We start from the raw sequence: 16,407 nt of genomic DNA, 5'->3' as shown, positions 1-16,407 counted from the left end.
GAGGTCGATCACCGGGGGGGATTTTTGGCCTATCAGGCCGCTTCGACTTCCAGCTTTTCATCCGGATCGCGCAGCACATAGCCGCGGCCCCAGACGGTTTCGATGTAGTTTTCACCATCGCAGGCATGGGCAAGCTTCTTGCGCAGCTTGCAGATGAACACGTCGATGATCTTGAGTTCCGGCTCGTCCATCCCGCCATAGAGATGATTGAGGAACATTTCCTTGGTCAGCGTGGTGCCCTTGCGCAGCGAAAGCAGCTCGAGCATCGCGTATTCCTTGCCCGTCAGGTGGACGCGGGCGCTGTCGACCTCGACCGTCTTGGCATCGAGATTGACCGAAAGCTTGCCAGTGCGGATGACCGACTGCGAGTGGCCCTTCGAGCGGCGCACCACGGCGTGGATGCGGGCGATGAGTTCTTCGCGGTGGAATGGCTTGGTGACATAATCGTCGGCACCGAAGCCGAAGCTGCGGACCTTGGAGTCCATCTCGGCAATGCCGGAGAGGATCAGCACCGGCGTCTGCACCTTGGCGACGCGCAGCTTCTTGAGCACGTCGTACCCGTGCATGTCGGGCAGGTTGAGGTCGAGCAGGATGATGTCGTAATCATACAGCTTACCGAGATCGAGGCCTTCTTCCCCGAGGTCGGTTGCATAGACATTGAAACCTTCGGTCGTGAGCATCAGCTCAATCGCCTTGGCCGTGGTCGGCTCGTCCTCGATCAGCAGCACGCGCATGGATCAGCCCCTTATTGCCATTCCCCGATGGCTCAGGCCCCTAACCGAGGGCCTTCACCGTCATTAACCATATGACCAATGAACATGAAAGGTTAATTTATCGTAAGCGCCATGGCCGGTACCGTTCGCGTTACGGAAATCTGAACATGCCCGGTAGCTTGGTAAAATCTCATTTTCTGTCAATAGTTAAGTGCCCTGATAAGGGTCTTTTCCGGGACCGGTGCGTGTAGCTGAAGGCGAAACCTTTTTAAGAAGTGACGCCTTATCGGGCAGGAGCCGCGCCCGGCACACCGATTGCGACCGCCGCCTCGCGCAGCTTGCGGGTGGCGCCCAGATCGTTGCGGAAGGCCGCAAGGCCCCCTTCAAACGCCTTTGCCGCCTTGCCCGGTTCGCCCAGTTGCATGCGGCTGCGCATCAGCATGATCCAGCCATCGGCATTGCCCGGGTTCTTCGCGAGCTTTGCCTCCAGCCCATCGACCATGCCGCGGATCATCGCTTCCTGCTGGCCCTTTGGCAGCGTGGAAGCAGCCTTGATCTCGGCCGAGGACGGTCCCGGAATGGCGCCCGAAGCGACCGCCGCACCATTGGTTGCCATGCCGCCGGCGGGCGCGGCAAACTGGGCGGCGGCGAGGCGCTCCTCGTAGGGGATCTTGTAGCGGTCCCCCACGTTCTTGATCACCGCGCGGATATCTTCGGCATAAGGCGCGTCCGCTGGCGTATCCTTGAGCAGCGCGAACCATGCGTCGATCGCCTTGCGGTGCTGCCCGCCCAGATCCATCGCCACGGCGCGGAAATAGCGCGCCCGGGCATCCTTGGGATCAAGCTTGAGCGCCTTTCTGAAGGCGACCTGCGCATCAGCGGGGATCTTGCCCTCGGTCTTGCTGGCAAGGACCAGCGATTCACCGAGGAACGAATAAGTCTCTGCGTGCGTGGAATCGAGCTTGGTGGCTTCCTTGAGCGCGGTCGCCGCTTCGGCATAGCGCTGTGTCTGGAAGTAGGACCAGCCGAGCATGCGCCAGCCTTCGGCATCGTCGGGCTTGGCCTTGAGCCGCGCTTCCAGCCGGGTGATCACATCGTCGACCGAGGGGGCCTGGCTTTCGGTGGGGGCCGGCGGCAGGGCAATGATCTCGGCATCGCGCTGGCCGCGCCAGACCGCAACGCCGCCTGCCGTGAGCGCGACGACCGCCGCGAGCACGAGGACGACGCGGCCGCCAAGGCCCGATGAAGTGCTGGGAGGGGAAGCGGAAGCGGGGGAAGCCGGAGACGTGCGGGCGGGTTCTGGGGTCGGCGTAGGTTCGGCCTCGGTCATCACATGCTCCCTTGTGCGCCGAAGTCGGCGCTGCCCCTCATGCCGGGCATATCCTCTGCCACCCGCACCATGCAAGCGGTGCGGCAGCAGCCCGCCGCACGCCGGAGCGGAACGGATGGCAGCGGCGGCCGGGCCATAATGCGACTGGCAAAGCGCCGCGTATTGGCTAAACTCCCACGGCAAACGGATCGCAAGTCGGGAAAACAAGGCGCAAGGCCAGCCAAAAGGGGCCCGTGCCGAGCATGGCAGGGGGGCGTGCACCGGTGAGCGAAGGCTGCGGCGAGGTATTGCGGGTTGCGATCATCGGATCCGGCCCGGCCGGGATGAGCGCGGCGAGCCGGGCGGCGCAACTGGGGCTGTCGCACGTGCTGCTCGAAAAGAGCGACCACCTTTCAGATACGATCTTCAAATACCAGAAGGGCAAGCACGTGATGGCGACGCCATCGCAGCTCGTGCTGCGCTCCGATCAGGAATTCGATGCGGGCAAACGCGAGGATATCCTTGGCCGCTGGAACCGGCGGACCGAGGAACTGGGCGTCAACGTCAAGTACAACGCCGAGGTCAGATCGATCCGCGGCACCGGCCCCGCGATCGAGGGCTCGATCCAGAAGATCGTGACCCGCGCCCGCGATGGCTCGACCACAACGACCGAACTGCAGCGCCACGCCCCGCCCTATGCGATCACGCTGGCGAGCGGCGAAGTGGTCATGGCCGAAGCGGTCGTGCTGGCCATCGGCACGCAGGGCAACCCGAACCTGATGCGCTGCCGGGGCGGCGATCTGCCGCATGTCACCTACCAGCTCGACGATCCTTATGCCGTGCTCGACGAGCATATCGTGGTGATTGGCACGGGTGACGCGGGGATCGAGAACGCGCGCGGGCTTGCCGAGGATCCGGCGCAGGGCAACGTCGTCACGATCCTCAACCGCAGCCCCAAATCAGCCAACGTGCGCGAGAGCTTCGCCACCGCCAAGGAGCCCAACGCCAAGGCGCTGGTGGAGGACGACGCAGCGGGCAAGCTGACGATCCGCTACGAGACCGAGACCAGCGCAGTCGAACCGGGCTGGATCACGCTCAACACGCGCGACGGCGAGGAGCGCATCCGCTGCGACCGGATCATCGCGCGCATCGGCTCTGCCCCGCCCCGCGCCTTTGTCGAAGGCTGCGGCATCGCCTTCGCGAGCAATGACCGGCTCGCCTTTCCCACACTCTCACCGCAGTTCGAATCGACTGCGCCCGGCATTTTCGTGATCGGTGCGCTCGCGGGCTATCCGCTGATCAAGCACTGCATGAACCAGGGCTATGACGTCATCGAGTTCATCAACGGCAATACGGCTCTCAAGCCGGCGGACGAGCCGCTGCTAGAGGCCAGGTTTGCCAGTCTGCCAGGCAGGCGCAGCGTGGCCGACTGGCTCGAATTGCTGCGCACGAATATCGCCATCCTGAACGGCATGACGACGCTGCAGCTGCGCGAATTCATGCTCGATTCCGATGCCCGCTTCTATCAGGCGGGTGAGACGATCTTCGAAAGGAACGATCCCGGCTCGTCGCTGTTTGCCATTGCCGATGGCACTGTGCATGTCCGGATCGACGCCAACGATCCAAGCAAGGTCGTGCCCATTGCGAAGGGCTCGATCTTCGGCGAGGTTGGCCTGATTTCCGGGCGGCGGCGCGGCGCGACTATCGTGGCGGCGAGCGACTGCATCTGCGTAGAGATCAGCCGCAACGCTGCACTCAAGCTGCAAAGCCAGGTGCCGAGCGCCCGCCGCGCGATCGAGCGCATCGGGGTCGAGCGGCAACTGCTGCAGATGTTCGGCGCGGGGCTCACGAGCGATGACGTGCGCGAAGTGGTCGATACCGCGAAGATCATGCCCGTGCGCGCGGGCGAGGCGATCATCACCGAAGGCGCCGACGACAAGGACGTGTTCGTCATCCGCGTCGGCTCGATGATCGTGGAGAAGATCGTCGGCGGGAAGCCGGTATTCCTGTCCTACCTCCCCGCCGGGTCCTATGTGGGGGAAATGGCGCTGATCGATGGCGGGCAGCGCACCGCGACAGTGCGCGCGGCCATCAAGAGCGAAGTGATCCGGATCGACGGCGAGGCCTTCGCGCGAGTGCTGGCAGCCAAGCCTGCGCTGCTGGCCCGCGCGCGCAACGACATGGCAGCGCGCCGCGCAACCAATGCCTTCGTCGAATCGAAGAAGGAGGGCTTCTCCGGGGTCGTCGATCTCTATTCGGAGCAGGCCAAATTCCTCGTTTCGCAGGGTCTGGGCGAGGCGACCGACGTGCTGCTGATTGACGAGCGGCTCTGCGTCGGCTGCGACAACTGCGAGAAGGCCTGCGCCGACAGCCACGACGGGCTTTCAAGGCTCGACCGCGAGGCGGGCAAGAGCTTGGCGCACCTCCACGTGCCGACCTCATGCCGCCACTGCGAGCATCCGCACTGCATGGCCGATTGCCCGCCCAATGCGATCCACCGCGGGCCGGACGGCGAAGTGTTCATCAACGACACCTGCATCGGCTGCGGCAATTGCCAGCGCAACTGCCCCTATGGCGTGATCCGCATGGACAAGGTGCCGCCCAAGAAGCCCTCGCTGCTCTCGTGGCTCCTCTTCGGCAGCGGCCCTGGGCCGGGTGAGCCGCCCTACAAGTGGTCGAAGAAGCACACCAAATACACCGGCGATCCGGTCGCCGACGACAAGCTCGACCGCAAGAAGGCGATCAAGTGCGACATGTGCGCCGGGATCGAAGGCGGCCCCAGCTGCGTGCGCGCCTGCCCGACGGGGGCTGCCATCCGCGTCTCGCCCGATGAGTTCCTGACCGTCGCGCGGCTCGAGAACGAGGGCGCCTGAGCCATGGCGACAACAACACCAGCTGCCGCCCCCCGCCGCCGCACCGGCACTACGCGCGAACGGCAGAGCACGCACGAGAGCTTCCTCGTTCATCGCGGCGGCAAGTGGATCAAGATTGCCGCCGCGCTCGCGGCTGCGCTGATCCTGCTCTACATCTTCGTGCCGCTACCCCCGCACCACTTCGGCTCGAGCTGGCTGGGCTACACATTGGGCACGGTGGGCGCGCTGCTGATCCTCTGGCTGACAGCGCTCGGCATGCGCAAGCGTGCGATCACGCCGGGGCGCTGGTCCTTGAAGGGGTGGACATCAGCGCATGTCTGGCTCGGCGTGCTGCTGATCGTGATCGGCACGCTCCATTCCGGCTTCGCCTTCGGCTGGAACGTGCATACGCTGGTCTGGGTGCTGATGATGATCGTGATCGTCTCGGGCATCTTTGGCGTGACGGCCTATGCCACCTTGCCGCGCGCACTTTCGGCCAACCGCTATGACGCGGAAGGCGCGATTACCGAGAAGCAGATGGTGGAAGCGCTGCGCTCGCTAGACCGCCAGCTCCACGAAGCCGCGCAGCCGCTCGATCCCGAATGCGCCATGCTGGTGGGTCGCAGCCTGGGGCAGGATCCCTTCACAGGCGGGATCGGCAGCCGCCTTACCGGTCGCTATCCCGGCGATGCCACGCGCGAAGCGGCGAGCGAGCTGCGACGGCTGCGCGCACACCGGCCCCGCACCGCCGATGATCCGCTCGACAAGGTGGACGCGCTGCTCACGAGAAAGGAGGCCATGCTGGCACGGCTGCGGCGGCACTTGCGGATCAAGGGCTGGCTGCAGGCCTGGCTCTATCTCCACGTGCCGATTACGTTCGCGCTGATCGCTGCGCTTTGCGCGCATGTCGTCAGCGTGTTCTTCTACTGGTGACCGCGCCGATGCGCTTTGTCGTCCGCCAGATCGCGCTCAAATCCAGCGGGGAGGAAATCGTCCGCCGTGCGGTTGTAGAAAGCGACGTCCTCGTCATCGGCCGCGACGGGTCCTCGGGCATGCATCTGCCCGATCTTGCCGTCGATCCCCGCCATGCCCGCATCCGCGCGATCGATGGCGAGACACTGCTGATCGAATCGATCGGCGCGCAGCCGTTCACCGTGAACGGCCGCTCTGCCACTTCAAGCGAACTGGATGTGGCGACGGGCGCCGAACTCGGCTTTGGCGGCCACCGCATCACCCTCGCGCGCGAGGCGGAGAGCGGCCTGCCCAGCTTCACCGTGCGCAGGGTGGAGGCCGTTTCAGAAAGCGCCGAGGCCATCGATATCGGCAGCGCCTACACCCTGCAGAAGCTGCTGCCGGGCAAGCGGCTCTCGGCCTGGGGCTTCGCGGCGCTCGTGCTGCTGGCGTTCCTTGCGGTGCCGATCTGGTCGTGGGCGACCTACCAGCCGCTCGCGCTGCACAAGGATGCGCGCCGGCCGGCGGGTATGCACGGCGATGCCGCATGGTCCTCGGGCACTCTCAGCCTTGCGCACAAGAACCTCGGCGGAGATTGCCAGGCCTGCCATGTCCAGCCCTTCGTGGCGGTGCGCGACAACGCCTGCATGACCTGCCACAAGGAGGACGCGCACCAGCATATCGCCGATGGCGCGCGGCTGCTGAAGGCACGGGGCGAGCCGGGCGGCTTCGCCGGATTCCAGCGCGCGGTGGCCAAGGCTTTCAACAAACCCGCTGGCCGGTGTGTCGATTGTCACACCGAGCATGAGGGCGCGGGTGCTATGCCCGCCACGCAGCAGCAATTCTGCACCACCTGCCACGATGGACTGAAGACGCGCTTGCCCGACACGCAGATCGCCGATGCCGCCGATTTCGGGACGGCCCATCCCCAGTTCCGGCCCATGCTCGTGGCCGGGATCGGCGGGGATGGCAAACCTATGGTCCAGCGCGCGGTTTGGCAGGACGGCATGAAGGAGCGCACCGGGCTCAAGTTCACCCACGCCCAGCACCTCTCCACAACCAACGGCATCGCGCAAATGGTGCGCCGCCGTCCGGGCCAGTTTGCCTCTAATGATGCGCTTGGCTGCAAGGACTGCCACCAGACCGACAGCGGCGGAGCGCGGTTCAAGCCGATCGAGATGGAGAAGGCCTGCCAATCGTGCCACGCGCTGACTTTCGACGAGATCGGCGGCACTTTCCGCACGCTGCGCCATGGCCAGCCCGATCAGGTCGTCGCAGATCTGCGCGCCGCGTTCCGGGGCGGCATGCCGCCGCGCCCAGCCAGCCTTTCGGGCATGGCGCGGCGCATTCCCGGCGCAGCGGCGCAGCAATCGACCGCAGCGGATTTTGCCCGCGCGGTCCACTTCTATCCCATGCAGGCAGACGCGGCTGTGGCTGCCGTCTTCAGCAAGGGCGGCCTTTGCTATGATTGCCATACGATCGGGCGCGGCGGGAGCGCGGCAACCGCCGGTTTCACTGTGCAGCGGCCCGTGCAGAACGGGCGCTACTACAGCAAGGGCTGGTTCGATCATAAGGACCACCGCAAGTCCGAATGCGTGACCTGCCATGTGAAGGCAGCCACTTCGAATGATGCCGATGCCGTGCTCTTACCGGGGATCGACGGCGCAGGCGGCTGCCGCTCGTGCCATGTCGGCGAAGGCGGGGCAAAGCTCGCCGGCGCGCACGTGAAGGAACCGGTCGCATCGGGCTGCGCGATGTGCCACGAATATCACATGGACAGTGGCGCTCCGTGGAAGCCGGCTGAACAGCGCAAGGGCCCTGCACTGCTTACGGCAGCGTGGGACCGCACTCGCCACCCACCAGCCCCGCGCTAGAGGCACTTGGGACCGCCGGATGCTGATCGCACAGATCACCGATATCCACCTGGGCTTCGAGCCTGACAGCCCCGCGGAGTTCAACCGCCAGCGGCTCGACCGCGTGGTGGCGGAACTGGCGCGCATGGTGCCGCAGCCGGACATGCTGCTCGCCACTGGTGACCTGACCGACCGCGGCGACCGCGCCAGCTACGAACGGCTCCGCGAAGCGCTCTCCGGCCTGCCCTTCCCGGTCTACTTCGCGCTCGGCAACCACGACGAGCGCGCCAATTTTGCCGAAGTCTTCCCGGAAGCGATGTTTTCCGGCGGCTTCCTGCAATACGCCATCGAGACCGCTGCGCTGCGCCTGCTCGTGCTCGATACGCTGGAGGAAGGCCGCCACGGCGGCGCTTTCTGCGAGGAGCGTGCCGCCTGGCTCACCGCACAGCTCGATGCCGCGCCGGAGCGCAAGACGCTGATCGTGCAGCACCACCCGCCGATCGAAGTGGGCATCGCGTGGATGAACACCGATCCGGCCGAGCCCTGGGTCGAACGCCTCGCCGCCTGCCTGCGCGGTCGGAGCAATGTGATCGGCCTTGTCTGCGGCCATATCCACCGCGCGGTGACGGCGCATTGGGAAGAGCTCGTCGTCGCCACCTGCCCCTCGACCGCGCCGCAAGTCGCGCTCGACCTCAGTCCGATCGATCCCGACCATCCCGACCATCGCCCGCTGATCGTGGCCGATCCACCTGCCTATGCGCTGCACTGGTGGAACGGGCGCGAACTGGTGACGCACTGGCAGACGGCGGAGGATCACACGATCCTTGCCCGCTATGACGCCAATCTGCAGGGCATGATCCAGCACATGCTGGCTGAGCGGCCTGGCTGAAACAGGGGCGGCACCGCCCCGCGCAAGCCGAACAGACTAGCGCACGCCCGCCAGCGCCTTCTGCCGGCGGCGCTGCACCGAGCTCCCCAGCCCGATGGCCTCGCGGTATTTTGCGACCGTCCGCCGGGCGAGATCGAAGCCGCGCGCCTTGAGGAGATCGACAAGGGTATCGTCCGAAAGGACCGCCTTGGGGTCTTCCGCATCGATCAACTGGCGGATCACTGCCTTGACCGACTCCGCCGAAACCGAACTTTCGCCATCCGACGACGCCACGCCCGAGGTGAAGAAGTATTTCAGCTCGAAAGTACCGCGCGCGCAGTGGAGGTACTTGTTGGACGTCACGCGGCTCACGGTCGATTCGTGCATCGAGATCGCTTCGGCCACGGTGCGCAGGGTAAGCGGCTTCAGGTGCGCGACGCCCATGCGGAAGAAGCCTTCCTGCTGCTTCACGATTTCCGCAGCGACCTTGAGGATCGTCTTCTGCCGCTGATCGAGCGCCTTGAGCAGCCAGTTGGCATCGGCCAGCCGCTCGCCCAGCCACGCCTTGGCATCCTTGCCCACGCAGGCATGCCGCATCTCAACATAGTATCGCCGATTGACCACCAGGCGCGGCAGGGTCGCGGGATTGAGCGCGATGTCCCAGCCCTCGATGTGACTTTGGCCTGCACCGTCATCGCCAATCACTGCCTGCACGAGGATATCGGGCACGACCGCTTCGGCCGGGCGGCTGCCGAAGCGCAGGCCGGGCTTGGGATCATAGCTGCGCAGTTCGCGCAGCATGTCAGAAAAGTCCTCGTCATCGACCTGGCAGAGCCGCTTCAATCGCGCGATCTCGCCGCGTGCGAGCAGATCGAGATTGTCGATGAGCCGCGCCATGCAGGGATCGTAGCGATCCGCCTCGCGCGCTTGCAGCGCAATGCATTCGCCAAGATTGCGCGCGCCCACGCCGGTGGGGTCGAGCGAATGGACCAGGGCCAGCGCCGCCTGCACCGCCGTCTGCGGCAGGCCAAGCGCCTCGCGCGCGTCTTCGAGGGTGGTGGTGAGGTAGCCCGCCTCGTCGATCTGATCGATCAGCCAGCGCGCGGCAAACAGCAACGCCGGGTCCGACGTGACCGCGCCGATCTGCGCATGGAGATGCTCGGCCAGCGTTTCGCTTGTCCCGCCGCGCTCGTTGATGTCCGGCGCTTCGCCGCCCGCGCCGCTGCTGCCGAAATCGCCGAGGCTGTCGGTGAAATCGCTCTTCGTGCCTCCACCCTGATCACCGTCACCGGTATCGCGGTCGCGGTCGAGCGCAGTGGCGTCGATATCGAGCGGCCGGTCATCCGCCGCGCGCCCTTCGCTGACCAGCTGATCCACCGGCGAGGATTCGAGTGTCGTGCGGCGCAGCGCGTCGGGCTCGCCCTCGAACACGGGTTCGCTGCCGCCATCTGGCCCGCTTTCGCCCAGTTCGAGCAGCGGGTTCGAATCCAGCGCCTCCCCGATGAAGGTCTCGATCTCGAGGTTCGACAGCGCCAGCAGCTTGATCGCCTGCTGAAGCTGCGGGGTCATGACCAGTGACTGGCTCTGGCGGAGGTCGAGCCGCGGACCCAGCGCCATCGCCGCCTATCCTCCCGGTCTCGGCAGAATCACACCCCGAAATGTCATAGGGTGAAGCCTTCGCCCAGATAAAGCCGGCGCACGTTGGGATCGGCAACCAGCGCTTCGGGGCTCCCGGCGAACAGCACCTGCCCGCCATAGATGATGCAGGCGCGGTCCACGATATCGAGCGTCTCGCGCACGTTGTGATCGGTGATCAGCACGCCGATGCCGCGATTCTTGAGATCGATCACGAGGTGGCGAATGTCGCTGATCGAAAGCGGATCGATGCCCGCGAACGGTTCATCGAGCAGGATGATCGACGGATTCGCCGCCAGCGCGCGGGCAATTTCGCAGCGCCGCCGTTCACCGCCCGAGAGCGCCATGGCAGGCGAGGTGCGCAGGCGGATGAGGCCGAACTCGTCGAGCAGCCGGTCGAGCTCTGCCGCACGGGTGGTCTTGTCGGGCTCGACCAGTTCGAGCACGGTCATGATGTTCTGCTCGACCGTCATGCCCCGGAAAATCGAGGTTTCCTGCGGCAGATAGCCCAGCCCGAGGATCGCGCGGCGATACATGGGAAGGCGGGTGATGTCGACGCCATCAAGCAGGATGCGCCCCGAATCCGGCCGCACCAGACCCATGATCGAATAGAAGCAGGTCGTCTTGCCCGCACCGTTGGGCCCGAGCAGCCCCAGCACTTCGCCCTTGCCCACCGATAGCGAGATATCGGTCAGCACCGCGCGCTTGTCATAGCTCTTGGCGATCGAGACAACTTCCAGCCCGCCCTGGGCGAGGGTTGCCTGGTTGGTCGCAGTGGCGGGCGTCTCATCCATAATCGAGTTGGTCCATAGCCCGGTCCGCGGCGCGGGCAAAGCCCGTCTGCGCGCCTTTGGCAGGATTTATGCATGTCTCGCCGCGAGATGCGTCAGGATAGACCCCCGGTAATATTGCAGTGCTTGAAACATTCCCGAAGTCGTGGTCTACTCCGCTTGGAGAGGCAGAAACGGGGGCACAACCGATGCGCAAGGGAATTGCTGCGGATCTGGGACGCGAAGGCACAGCCATGCAGGGCCACGCACTCGATTGGCGCAAACGGATGAGCGACACTGTCGCCTACGGCCTGCTCGTCTACACCAGCCTCCAGATCTTCGTGACCTTGCGCACGCTGGAAGGCGAAGGCGGCTCGATGCTGCCGATGATGGCGCTGGTCGTGCTGGTCGCCGGGATCATTCCGATGTTCCGCCACTTCGAGCGCCGCTGGGAAGCCCTGAGCGATAGCGAAGCCGCTGATCCTGCCCTGAGCACCGCATTCCGCCGCGATCAACTGGCAACCTGGGCCGTCGCGATCGGCCTGCCGTTCCTGCTTGCTGCCGTGTTCCGGGCACTGGTTTCGTTGTTCTGATTGCCCGCCGCGCGGCGGCACCTATATGCAGGGCCAGACGACCGTACGTTTGAAAGGCCCGTTCCCCCGATGCTTTCCCCCCATGAGGCGCAGGAGCGCTGCCACGCGCTGATCGAACGCGCGCTGAAGGCTGGCGCCGAAGCCGGCGATGCCGTCTATATCGCCGATTCGTCAGAGGCCGTCTCGGTCCGCCTCGGCGCACTTGAAGATGTCGAGCGCTCCGAATCCGAACATATCGGCCTGCGCGTGTTCGTCGGCGGTGCTTCGGCTTCGATCGGTTCGACCGATCTGGGAGACAGCGCGCTCGATGAGCTGGCCAGCCGCGCGGTCGACATGGCCCGCGCCGCCCCGGCGGACAAGTTCGCCGGCCTTGCGCCGGAAGAGCTGCTGCTGCGCAGCGGCGTGGCCGATCTCGATCTCGTCGATGCCAACGAACCCGATCCGCAAACGCTGCGGCGCTGGGCCGAAGAAGCCGAGGATGCCGCGCGCGCTGTCCCCGGCGTCACCAACAGCGAAGGTGGCAGCGCCAGCGCCGGGCGCGGCGTCGTTGCACTGGCCACCAGCCACGGCTTTGGCGGCGCCTATGCCGCCACCAGCCACGGCCGCTCGGCCAGCGTGCTTGCGGGGACGGACAGCGGCATGCAGCGCGATTATTCCTGGCGCAGCGCGCGCCACGCCGCCGATCTGCCTTCGCCCGCCGAGATCGGGCGCGAAGCGGGAGAGCGCACCGTTGCACGCGTCAATCCAGGCCGGGTCAAGAGCGGCGCCTATCCGATCGTGTTCGATCCGCGGGTCGGCAGTTCGCTGGTCGGCCATCTGCTCGGCGCCATGTCGGGCTCGGCCATCGCGCGCCGCGCCAGTTTCCTGCTCGACAAGGACGGCGCGCAGATCTTCGATTCCGCGATCACCATCAGCGAAGATCCGCACCGCCTGCGCGGACCGCGCTCGCGCCCGTTCGATGGTGAAGGCCTGCCGACGGCTGCGCGCAACCTGGTCGAGAAGGGCCGCCTGACCGGCTGGCTGATGGATTCCGCCGCGGCTCGCCAGCTCGGCGCGGTGCCCACCGGCCACGCCTCGCGCGGGGGATCGGGCGCGCCGCATGTCACGGCAGGCAATCTCGTGCTGCAGCCGGGATCCGTGAGCCGCGCCGCACTGATGGCTGATATTGCCGACGGGATCTATGTGACCGAGCTGATCGGCCACGGCGTCAACGGCGTGACCGGCGATTACAGCCGCGGCGCTTCGGGCTATCGCATCGTGAACGGCGAAATTGCCGGGCCGATTGCCGAGTTCACCGTGGCGGGCAACCTGATCGACATGTTCGCGCGGCTTGTTGCAGCGGACGATCTCGAAACCTGGCGCGGCATCGATGTGCCGACTCTGCGGATCGACGGGCTCAGCGTCGCGGGGGACTGTGGGCGCCGCGGCGCCCTCAACCGCAGCTTACTTCGCGGTCTTGGCGCGCTCGATCGCTTCGAGCGTGATGCGCTTGGCATCCTCGGCGCCGCCCCACTTGCCGACGCGGACCCACTTTTCCTTTTCGAGGTCCTTGTAGTGGGTGAAGAAGTGCTCGATCTGCTGGAGCACGATCTCGGGCAGGTCGCTCTGCTCGGCAACGTCGCGGTAGTAGGGGAAGGTCTTGTCGTCGGGCACGCAGATGAGCTTCTCGTCTCCGCCGTGCTCGTCCTCGAGGTTGAGCACCGCGATCGGCCGTACGCGCACCACCGAGCCGGGCACGAAGGGCGAGCGCGCGATCACCAGCGCGTCAAGCGGATCGCCGTCGGGCGAAAGGGTGTGCGGCACGAAGCCGTAGTTCGCCGGATAGCGCATCGGCGTGTGCAGGATGCGGTCGACGAACAACGCGCCGGAAGCCTTGTCGAACTCGTACTTCACCGGCTCGCCGCCGACCGGCACTTCGATGATCACGTTGAGCGTCTCGGGCGGATTTTCGCCGGTAGGGATCATGTCGATGCGCATGGGATGCCTTCGCTGGGCCGGAGTGGCGTTGAAAACGTAACGGGGCTCTAGCGCCGCGCGTTGTGCGTCGCAACATGAACGTGAGGCAACGTCCTCATTCCACCGCTAGATGCCGCCGATCCCGTTGATGGTGAAGGCAATCACCCCGATGTTGAAAATGAAGGCCGCGAAGGAATGCGCGGTGACGATCCGGCGAATCGTCCGCGAGGAGATCTCCACGTCGGAGGTCTGAAACGTCATTCCAAGCGTGAGCGAGAAATAGGCAAAATCGAGGTAGTCCGGGTGTCCGCTGCCGGGGAACTCCAGCCCGCCGGCATCCTCGCCGGGGACCGCGCCGGCCCGGTAGTATTCGTGGGCATAGTGCAGCGCATAGACCACATTGGCAAACAGCCAGGTGAGCAGCAGCGTGGCGATCAAGCGCAGCAAGGCCCCCGGCTCGCCGTGCTTGGCAGCGGGCAGTTCGCCCGCGATCGCGGCCATGACGACCAGCGTGATCAGCGTACTGACGGCGAGCACGATCGTGCGGTTGGCATCGTTTTCTTCCGAATGCCGCCGCATTGTCGCCATGTCGCATTCGCGCAGCAGCGGGATCAGCGAAAGAAGAAAGCCAGCGGCTGCCAGATCGAAGCCGACGACCAGCGCATCGGCCAGATCGGCGTAGCCCGTCATCCAGCCGCGAGCGGCGGCCCCCACAACCAGCAGGACGAGAAACAGCACGAAGCGCAGCGGGGCAAAGCGCTGGCCGAACCGCAGTCTGGCCCGGTCAGCGCTGGAGCCGCCGCTACTGTCCACGTTACTTCCCGGCCGGCTTCTTGGCAGCCGGCTTTGCGGCCGGCGCGCGCGGCGCCAGCAGCTTGTCGAGCCCGGTCGGCGCGGTGCCCGGTGCGGCGCGCTCCAGCCAGGGCCAGCGCAGCCCATCGTGATACTGCACCTGGACCGTGCGCACGACATCGTCGCGCTTGACGATCAGTTCGATCGGAGCAGCCGTGCCCTTGGCAGCCGTGATCGCAGCCTTGATCGATTCCTGATCATAGGTCTTGCCGTTCACCGAGAGGATCTGCATCCCCGTAACGATCCCGGCGCGGAACGCCGGGCTATCCCAGCGGCTTCCGGTCACCTTGCCGTCGTTGTCGATCGCAAGGCCGATGGAATGGTTGAGCGAGATGTACTTGGCCGACGCCATCCGTGCCTTGTCGTAAGGATTGGGCTCTTCCTTCCACGCCAGCTTGTAGCCGCCGCGCTCGATCCCGCCGAGCGGCGAGGGCTGGCCCGGTGTCTGGATGCGGGTCTTGAAGAAGGCCGCCCAGTCGTAGGGATAGAGTCCGTTCAACGTCTTCACCACGTCGTCGAGCTCGTAAGTCAGCACGCCCCAGTCGCCGTTGTTGACGCCGAAGAATGCCTTGGCGAAATCGTCGATACCCTTCTTGCCCGCAGTGCCCTCGCGCAGGATCGCCTCGGTCTCCAGCCAGACCAGAGCGCCTTCGGTGTAGTATTCCTCGTTCCGCGCGAGCGAGGAAAACGGCTTGGGCTTGCGGCTCGCCATGATCGGATCGTGCGTGGTGTCCTCGACCGATCGCCACTCACGGCCCGGATACTGGGTAAAGGACCCCGCATAGTTGGCGAGCTGGCCCAGCACCTGCTCCTTGCTCTGCACGCCCGAACGCGCGGCAAGCACGAGACCCCAGAATTGCGTCTGCCCTTCATAGACCCACAGCAGGTTGTCCTGCATCGGCGCGCGGTAGTCCGGCGTCCACAGCTTGGCCGGACGGCGATACTTGCCGTCCCACGAATGCGAAAACTCGTGCGGGATCACATTGCGATCCCAGTCGCCCGCCACCCAGTCGATAAGCGTGCGCGGCTCGTACTGGTTTTCGCTCGAGCGGTGGTGCTCCAGCCCGATCCCGCCCATGCGGTCGGTCATCGCCAGCAGGAAATCGTAGTGATCGAAGTGCTTGGCGCCAAACGCCAGCATCGCCTCGTCCACCATGTTGCGATAGACCTGCAGGTTCTCCGGCGCGATCTTGAGAAGCTCGGGCTTGTCGGCCACGAGATCGAACCAGACCCCCAGCCCAAGATCGTGGCGGGCGGCGTAGAGCCCGGCAAAGATCGGCGAATCGACCAGCGTTTCGTAGTCGGTCACGCCCCAGGTCACCACGTTGTTGTTCGCTGCCTTGCCATCGAGCGCGGTGAAGACCTGCCAGCCCGCCGGGAACGTGACGGTCGGCTGCACCTTGATCTGCCGCACGTAGTACCCGGCAGGATAGAGGCTCATCTTCTCCCACTGCAGATTGAGCATCTCGCGCGTCATGGTGACGCGGCCTTCGCTCTCGCGCAGCGGCGAGGTGTGGATGAACTTCGCGGTCACTTCGCCCGCGCCGGCCGGCACATCGACATGGAAGGCGAAAACGTCGACCGGATCGCGGGTCCAGGTCAGCAACCGGCCACCAGCGTAGAAGCGCACGTCGACAAGCTCGGCGATCGTGCCCTTGGGCCCGTGGTTGCCGGGCAGCCACTTGGGATAGAGCAGCGTGAGCTTCGACTGGCCGGCAGGCACCGGAATCGTCTCGGTCACGCGGTAGGCGCCGGTGGTGGTGTCGCTGGCATCGATCGCCAGCTGGATCGTGCCGGGATAGGGTTTGTCCTCGGCATCCGGGATCGTTTCGACAATCGGCACCGCCATGGGGCGGGTGTTCGTCGGCGGCTGAACCTGCGCCCAGACCGGGGCGGTGGTGGCAAGCAGAGCTGCGGCGAAAGTCAGCAGGGCGGCAGGGCGCAAAGCGCGCATCGAGGTCGTGATCATCGGCGCTTCATGGCGCGAAGCTTGCGTGACTGCAACCGGCCCCGACCATTGGGCAGCCTGCGCCCCTTTCCCCCTGACCACATTCC

12 protein-coding genes and 1 pseudogene are annotated in these 16,407 nt (G+C 65.7%); 6 read left to right on the top strand and 7 right to left on the bottom strand.

Annotated features, from left to right (window positions below; genetic code table 11):
- Positions 1–32: 32 nt before the first annotated feature.
- Entirely contained in the window at positions 33–734 is a 702-nt protein-coding gene (gene ctrA / locus ACODS2_RS00120) for a response regulator transcription factor CtrA (protein WP_488997051.1), read from the bottom strand.
- A 262-nt stretch (positions 735–996) separates the two neighbouring features.
- Complete coding sequence (locus ACODS2_RS00115; RefSeq protein ID WP_488997050.1) at positions 997–2,043, bottom strand: tetratricopeptide repeat protein; 1,047 nt, start codon at positions 2,041–2,043, stop codon at positions 997–999.
- Between the two features lie 323 nt (positions 2,044–2,366).
- Between ACODS2_RS00115 and ACODS2_RS00110 the strand changes: the two genes are divergently transcribed.
- From ACODS2_RS00110 to ACODS2_RS00095, 4 genes are read left to right on the top strand one after another with little or no spacing between them, the layout of a single operon-like run.
- On the top strand, positions 2,367–4,895 hold the full coding sequence (locus tag ACODS2_RS00110) for a cyclic nucleotide-binding domain-containing protein (RefSeq protein WP_488997049.1): 2,529 nt from the start codon (positions 2,367–2,369) through the stop codon (positions 4,893–4,895).
- 3 nt (positions 4,896–4,898) lie between these two features.
- Positions 4,899–5,807: a hypothetical protein gene (locus tag ACODS2_RS00105; RefSeq protein WP_488997048.1), complete on the top strand. Its 909-nt coding sequence runs from the start codon at positions 4,899–4,901 to the stop codon at positions 5,805–5,807.
- Complete coding sequence (locus ACODS2_RS00100; protein ID WP_488997047.1) at positions 5,804–7,699, top strand: cytochrome c3 family protein; 1,896 nt, start codon at positions 5,804–5,806, stop codon at positions 7,697–7,699. The genes ACODS2_RS00105 and ACODS2_RS00100 overlap by 4 nt, the downstream gene beginning before the upstream one ends.
- Before the next feature lie 19 nt (positions 7,700–7,718).
- Positions 7,719–8,567 carry a phosphodiesterase gene (locus ACODS2_RS00095; RefSeq protein ID WP_488997046.1) on the top strand — a complete coding sequence of 283 codons (849 nt, stop codon included), beginning with the start codon at positions 7,719–7,721 and terminating at the stop codon, positions 8,565–8,567.
- A 36-nt stretch (positions 8,568–8,603) separates the two neighbouring features.
- On the opposite strand, the gene rpoN is transcribed toward ACODS2_RS00095, so the two are convergent.
- Positions 8,604–10,163 (bottom strand): RNA polymerase factor sigma-54, encoded by a 1,560-nt coding sequence (gene rpoN / locus ACODS2_RS00090; protein ID WP_488997045.1) that lies wholly within the window; start codon positions 10,161–10,163, stop codon positions 8,604–8,606.
- Between the two features lie 44 nt (positions 10,164–10,207).
- The gene (gene lptB / locus ACODS2_RS00085; RefSeq protein ID WP_488997044.1) at positions 10,208–10,975 is read right to left on the bottom strand and encodes an LPS export ABC transporter ATP-binding protein; all 768 of its coding nucleotides are present in this window, start codon (positions 10,973–10,975) and stop codon (positions 10,208–10,210) included.
- A 185-nt stretch (positions 10,976–11,160) separates the two neighbouring features.
- Between lptB and ACODS2_RS00080 the strand changes: the two genes are divergently transcribed.
- Complete coding sequence (locus ACODS2_RS00080) at positions 11,161–11,544, top strand: hypothetical protein (protein ID WP_488997043.1); 384 nt, start codon at positions 11,161–11,163, stop codon at positions 11,542–11,544.
- Positions 11,545–11,613: 69 nt separating this feature from the next.
- Positions 11,614–12,954, top strand: a pseudogene (locus ACODS2_RS00075) (TldD/PmbA family protein); the annotation flags it as partial.
- Between the two features lie 33 nt (positions 12,955–12,987).
- Here the strand turns inward: ACODS2_RS00075 and ppa are convergent.
- The 3 genes from ppa to ACODS2_RS00060 form a co-directional block, all read right to left on the bottom strand.
- On the bottom strand, positions 12,988–13,521 hold the full coding sequence (ppa, locus tag ACODS2_RS00070) for an inorganic diphosphatase (protein WP_298167121.1): 534 nt from the start codon (positions 13,519–13,521) through the stop codon (positions 12,988–12,990).
- Positions 13,522–13,626: 105 nt separating this feature from the next.
- The gene (locus ACODS2_RS00065; RefSeq protein WP_488997042.1) at positions 13,627–14,313 is read right to left on the bottom strand and encodes a DUF1345 domain-containing protein; all 687 of its coding nucleotides are present in this window, start codon (positions 14,311–14,313) and stop codon (positions 13,627–13,629) included.
- Position 14,314: 1 nt separating this feature from the next.
- Positions 14,315–16,321 (bottom strand): M61 family metallopeptidase, encoded by a 2,007-nt coding sequence (locus tag ACODS2_RS00060; RefSeq protein WP_488997041.1) that lies wholly within the window; start codon positions 16,319–16,321, stop codon positions 14,315–14,317.
- Positions 16,322–16,407 lie beyond the last annotated feature (86 nt).

This window comes from Novosphingobium sp. FG137 (assembly GCF_057809735.1).
Note: the sequence above shows the minus strand (reverse complement) of the source record. Positions and strands in the feature narration are given on the sequence as shown.

Bases quoted from the DNA above. Each gene is read 5' to 3' on its own strand.
- ctrA (WP_488997051.1), bottom strand. From the start codon at position 734: ATGCGCGTGCTGCTGATCGAGGACGAGCCGACCACGGCCAAGGCGATT.
- ACODS2_RS00115 (WP_488997050.1), bottom strand. From the start codon at position 2,043: ATGACCGAGGCCGAACCTACGCCGACCCCAGAACCCGCCCGCACGTCT.
- ACODS2_RS00110 (WP_488997049.1), top strand. From the start codon at position 2,367: ATGAGCGCGGCGAGCCGGGCGGCGCAACTGGGGCTGTCGCACGTGCTG.
- ACODS2_RS00105 (WP_488997048.1), top strand. From the start codon at position 4,899: ATGGCGACAACAACACCAGCTGCCGCCCCCCGCCGCCGCACCGGCACT.
- ACODS2_RS00095 (WP_488997046.1), top strand. From the start codon at position 7,719: ATGCTGATCGCACAGATCACCGATATCCACCTGGGCTTCGAGCCTGAC.
- rpoN (WP_488997045.1), bottom strand. From the start codon at position 10,163: ATGGCGCTGGGTCCGCGGCTCGACCTCCGCCAGAGCCAGTCACTGGTC.
- lptB (WP_488997044.1), bottom strand. From the start codon at position 10,975: ATGGATGAGACGCCCGCCACTGCGACCAACCAGGCAACCCTCGCCCAG.
- ACODS2_RS00080 (WP_488997043.1), top strand. From the start codon at position 11,161: ATGCGCAAGGGAATTGCTGCGGATCTGGGACGCGAAGGCACAGCCATG.
- ppa (WP_298167121.1), bottom strand. From the start codon at position 13,521: ATGCGCATCGACATGATCCCTACCGGCGAAAATCCGCCCGAGACGCTC.
- ACODS2_RS00060 (WP_488997041.1), bottom strand. From the start codon at position 16,321: ATGATCACGACCTCGATGCGCGCTTTGCGCCCTGCCGCCCTGCTGACT.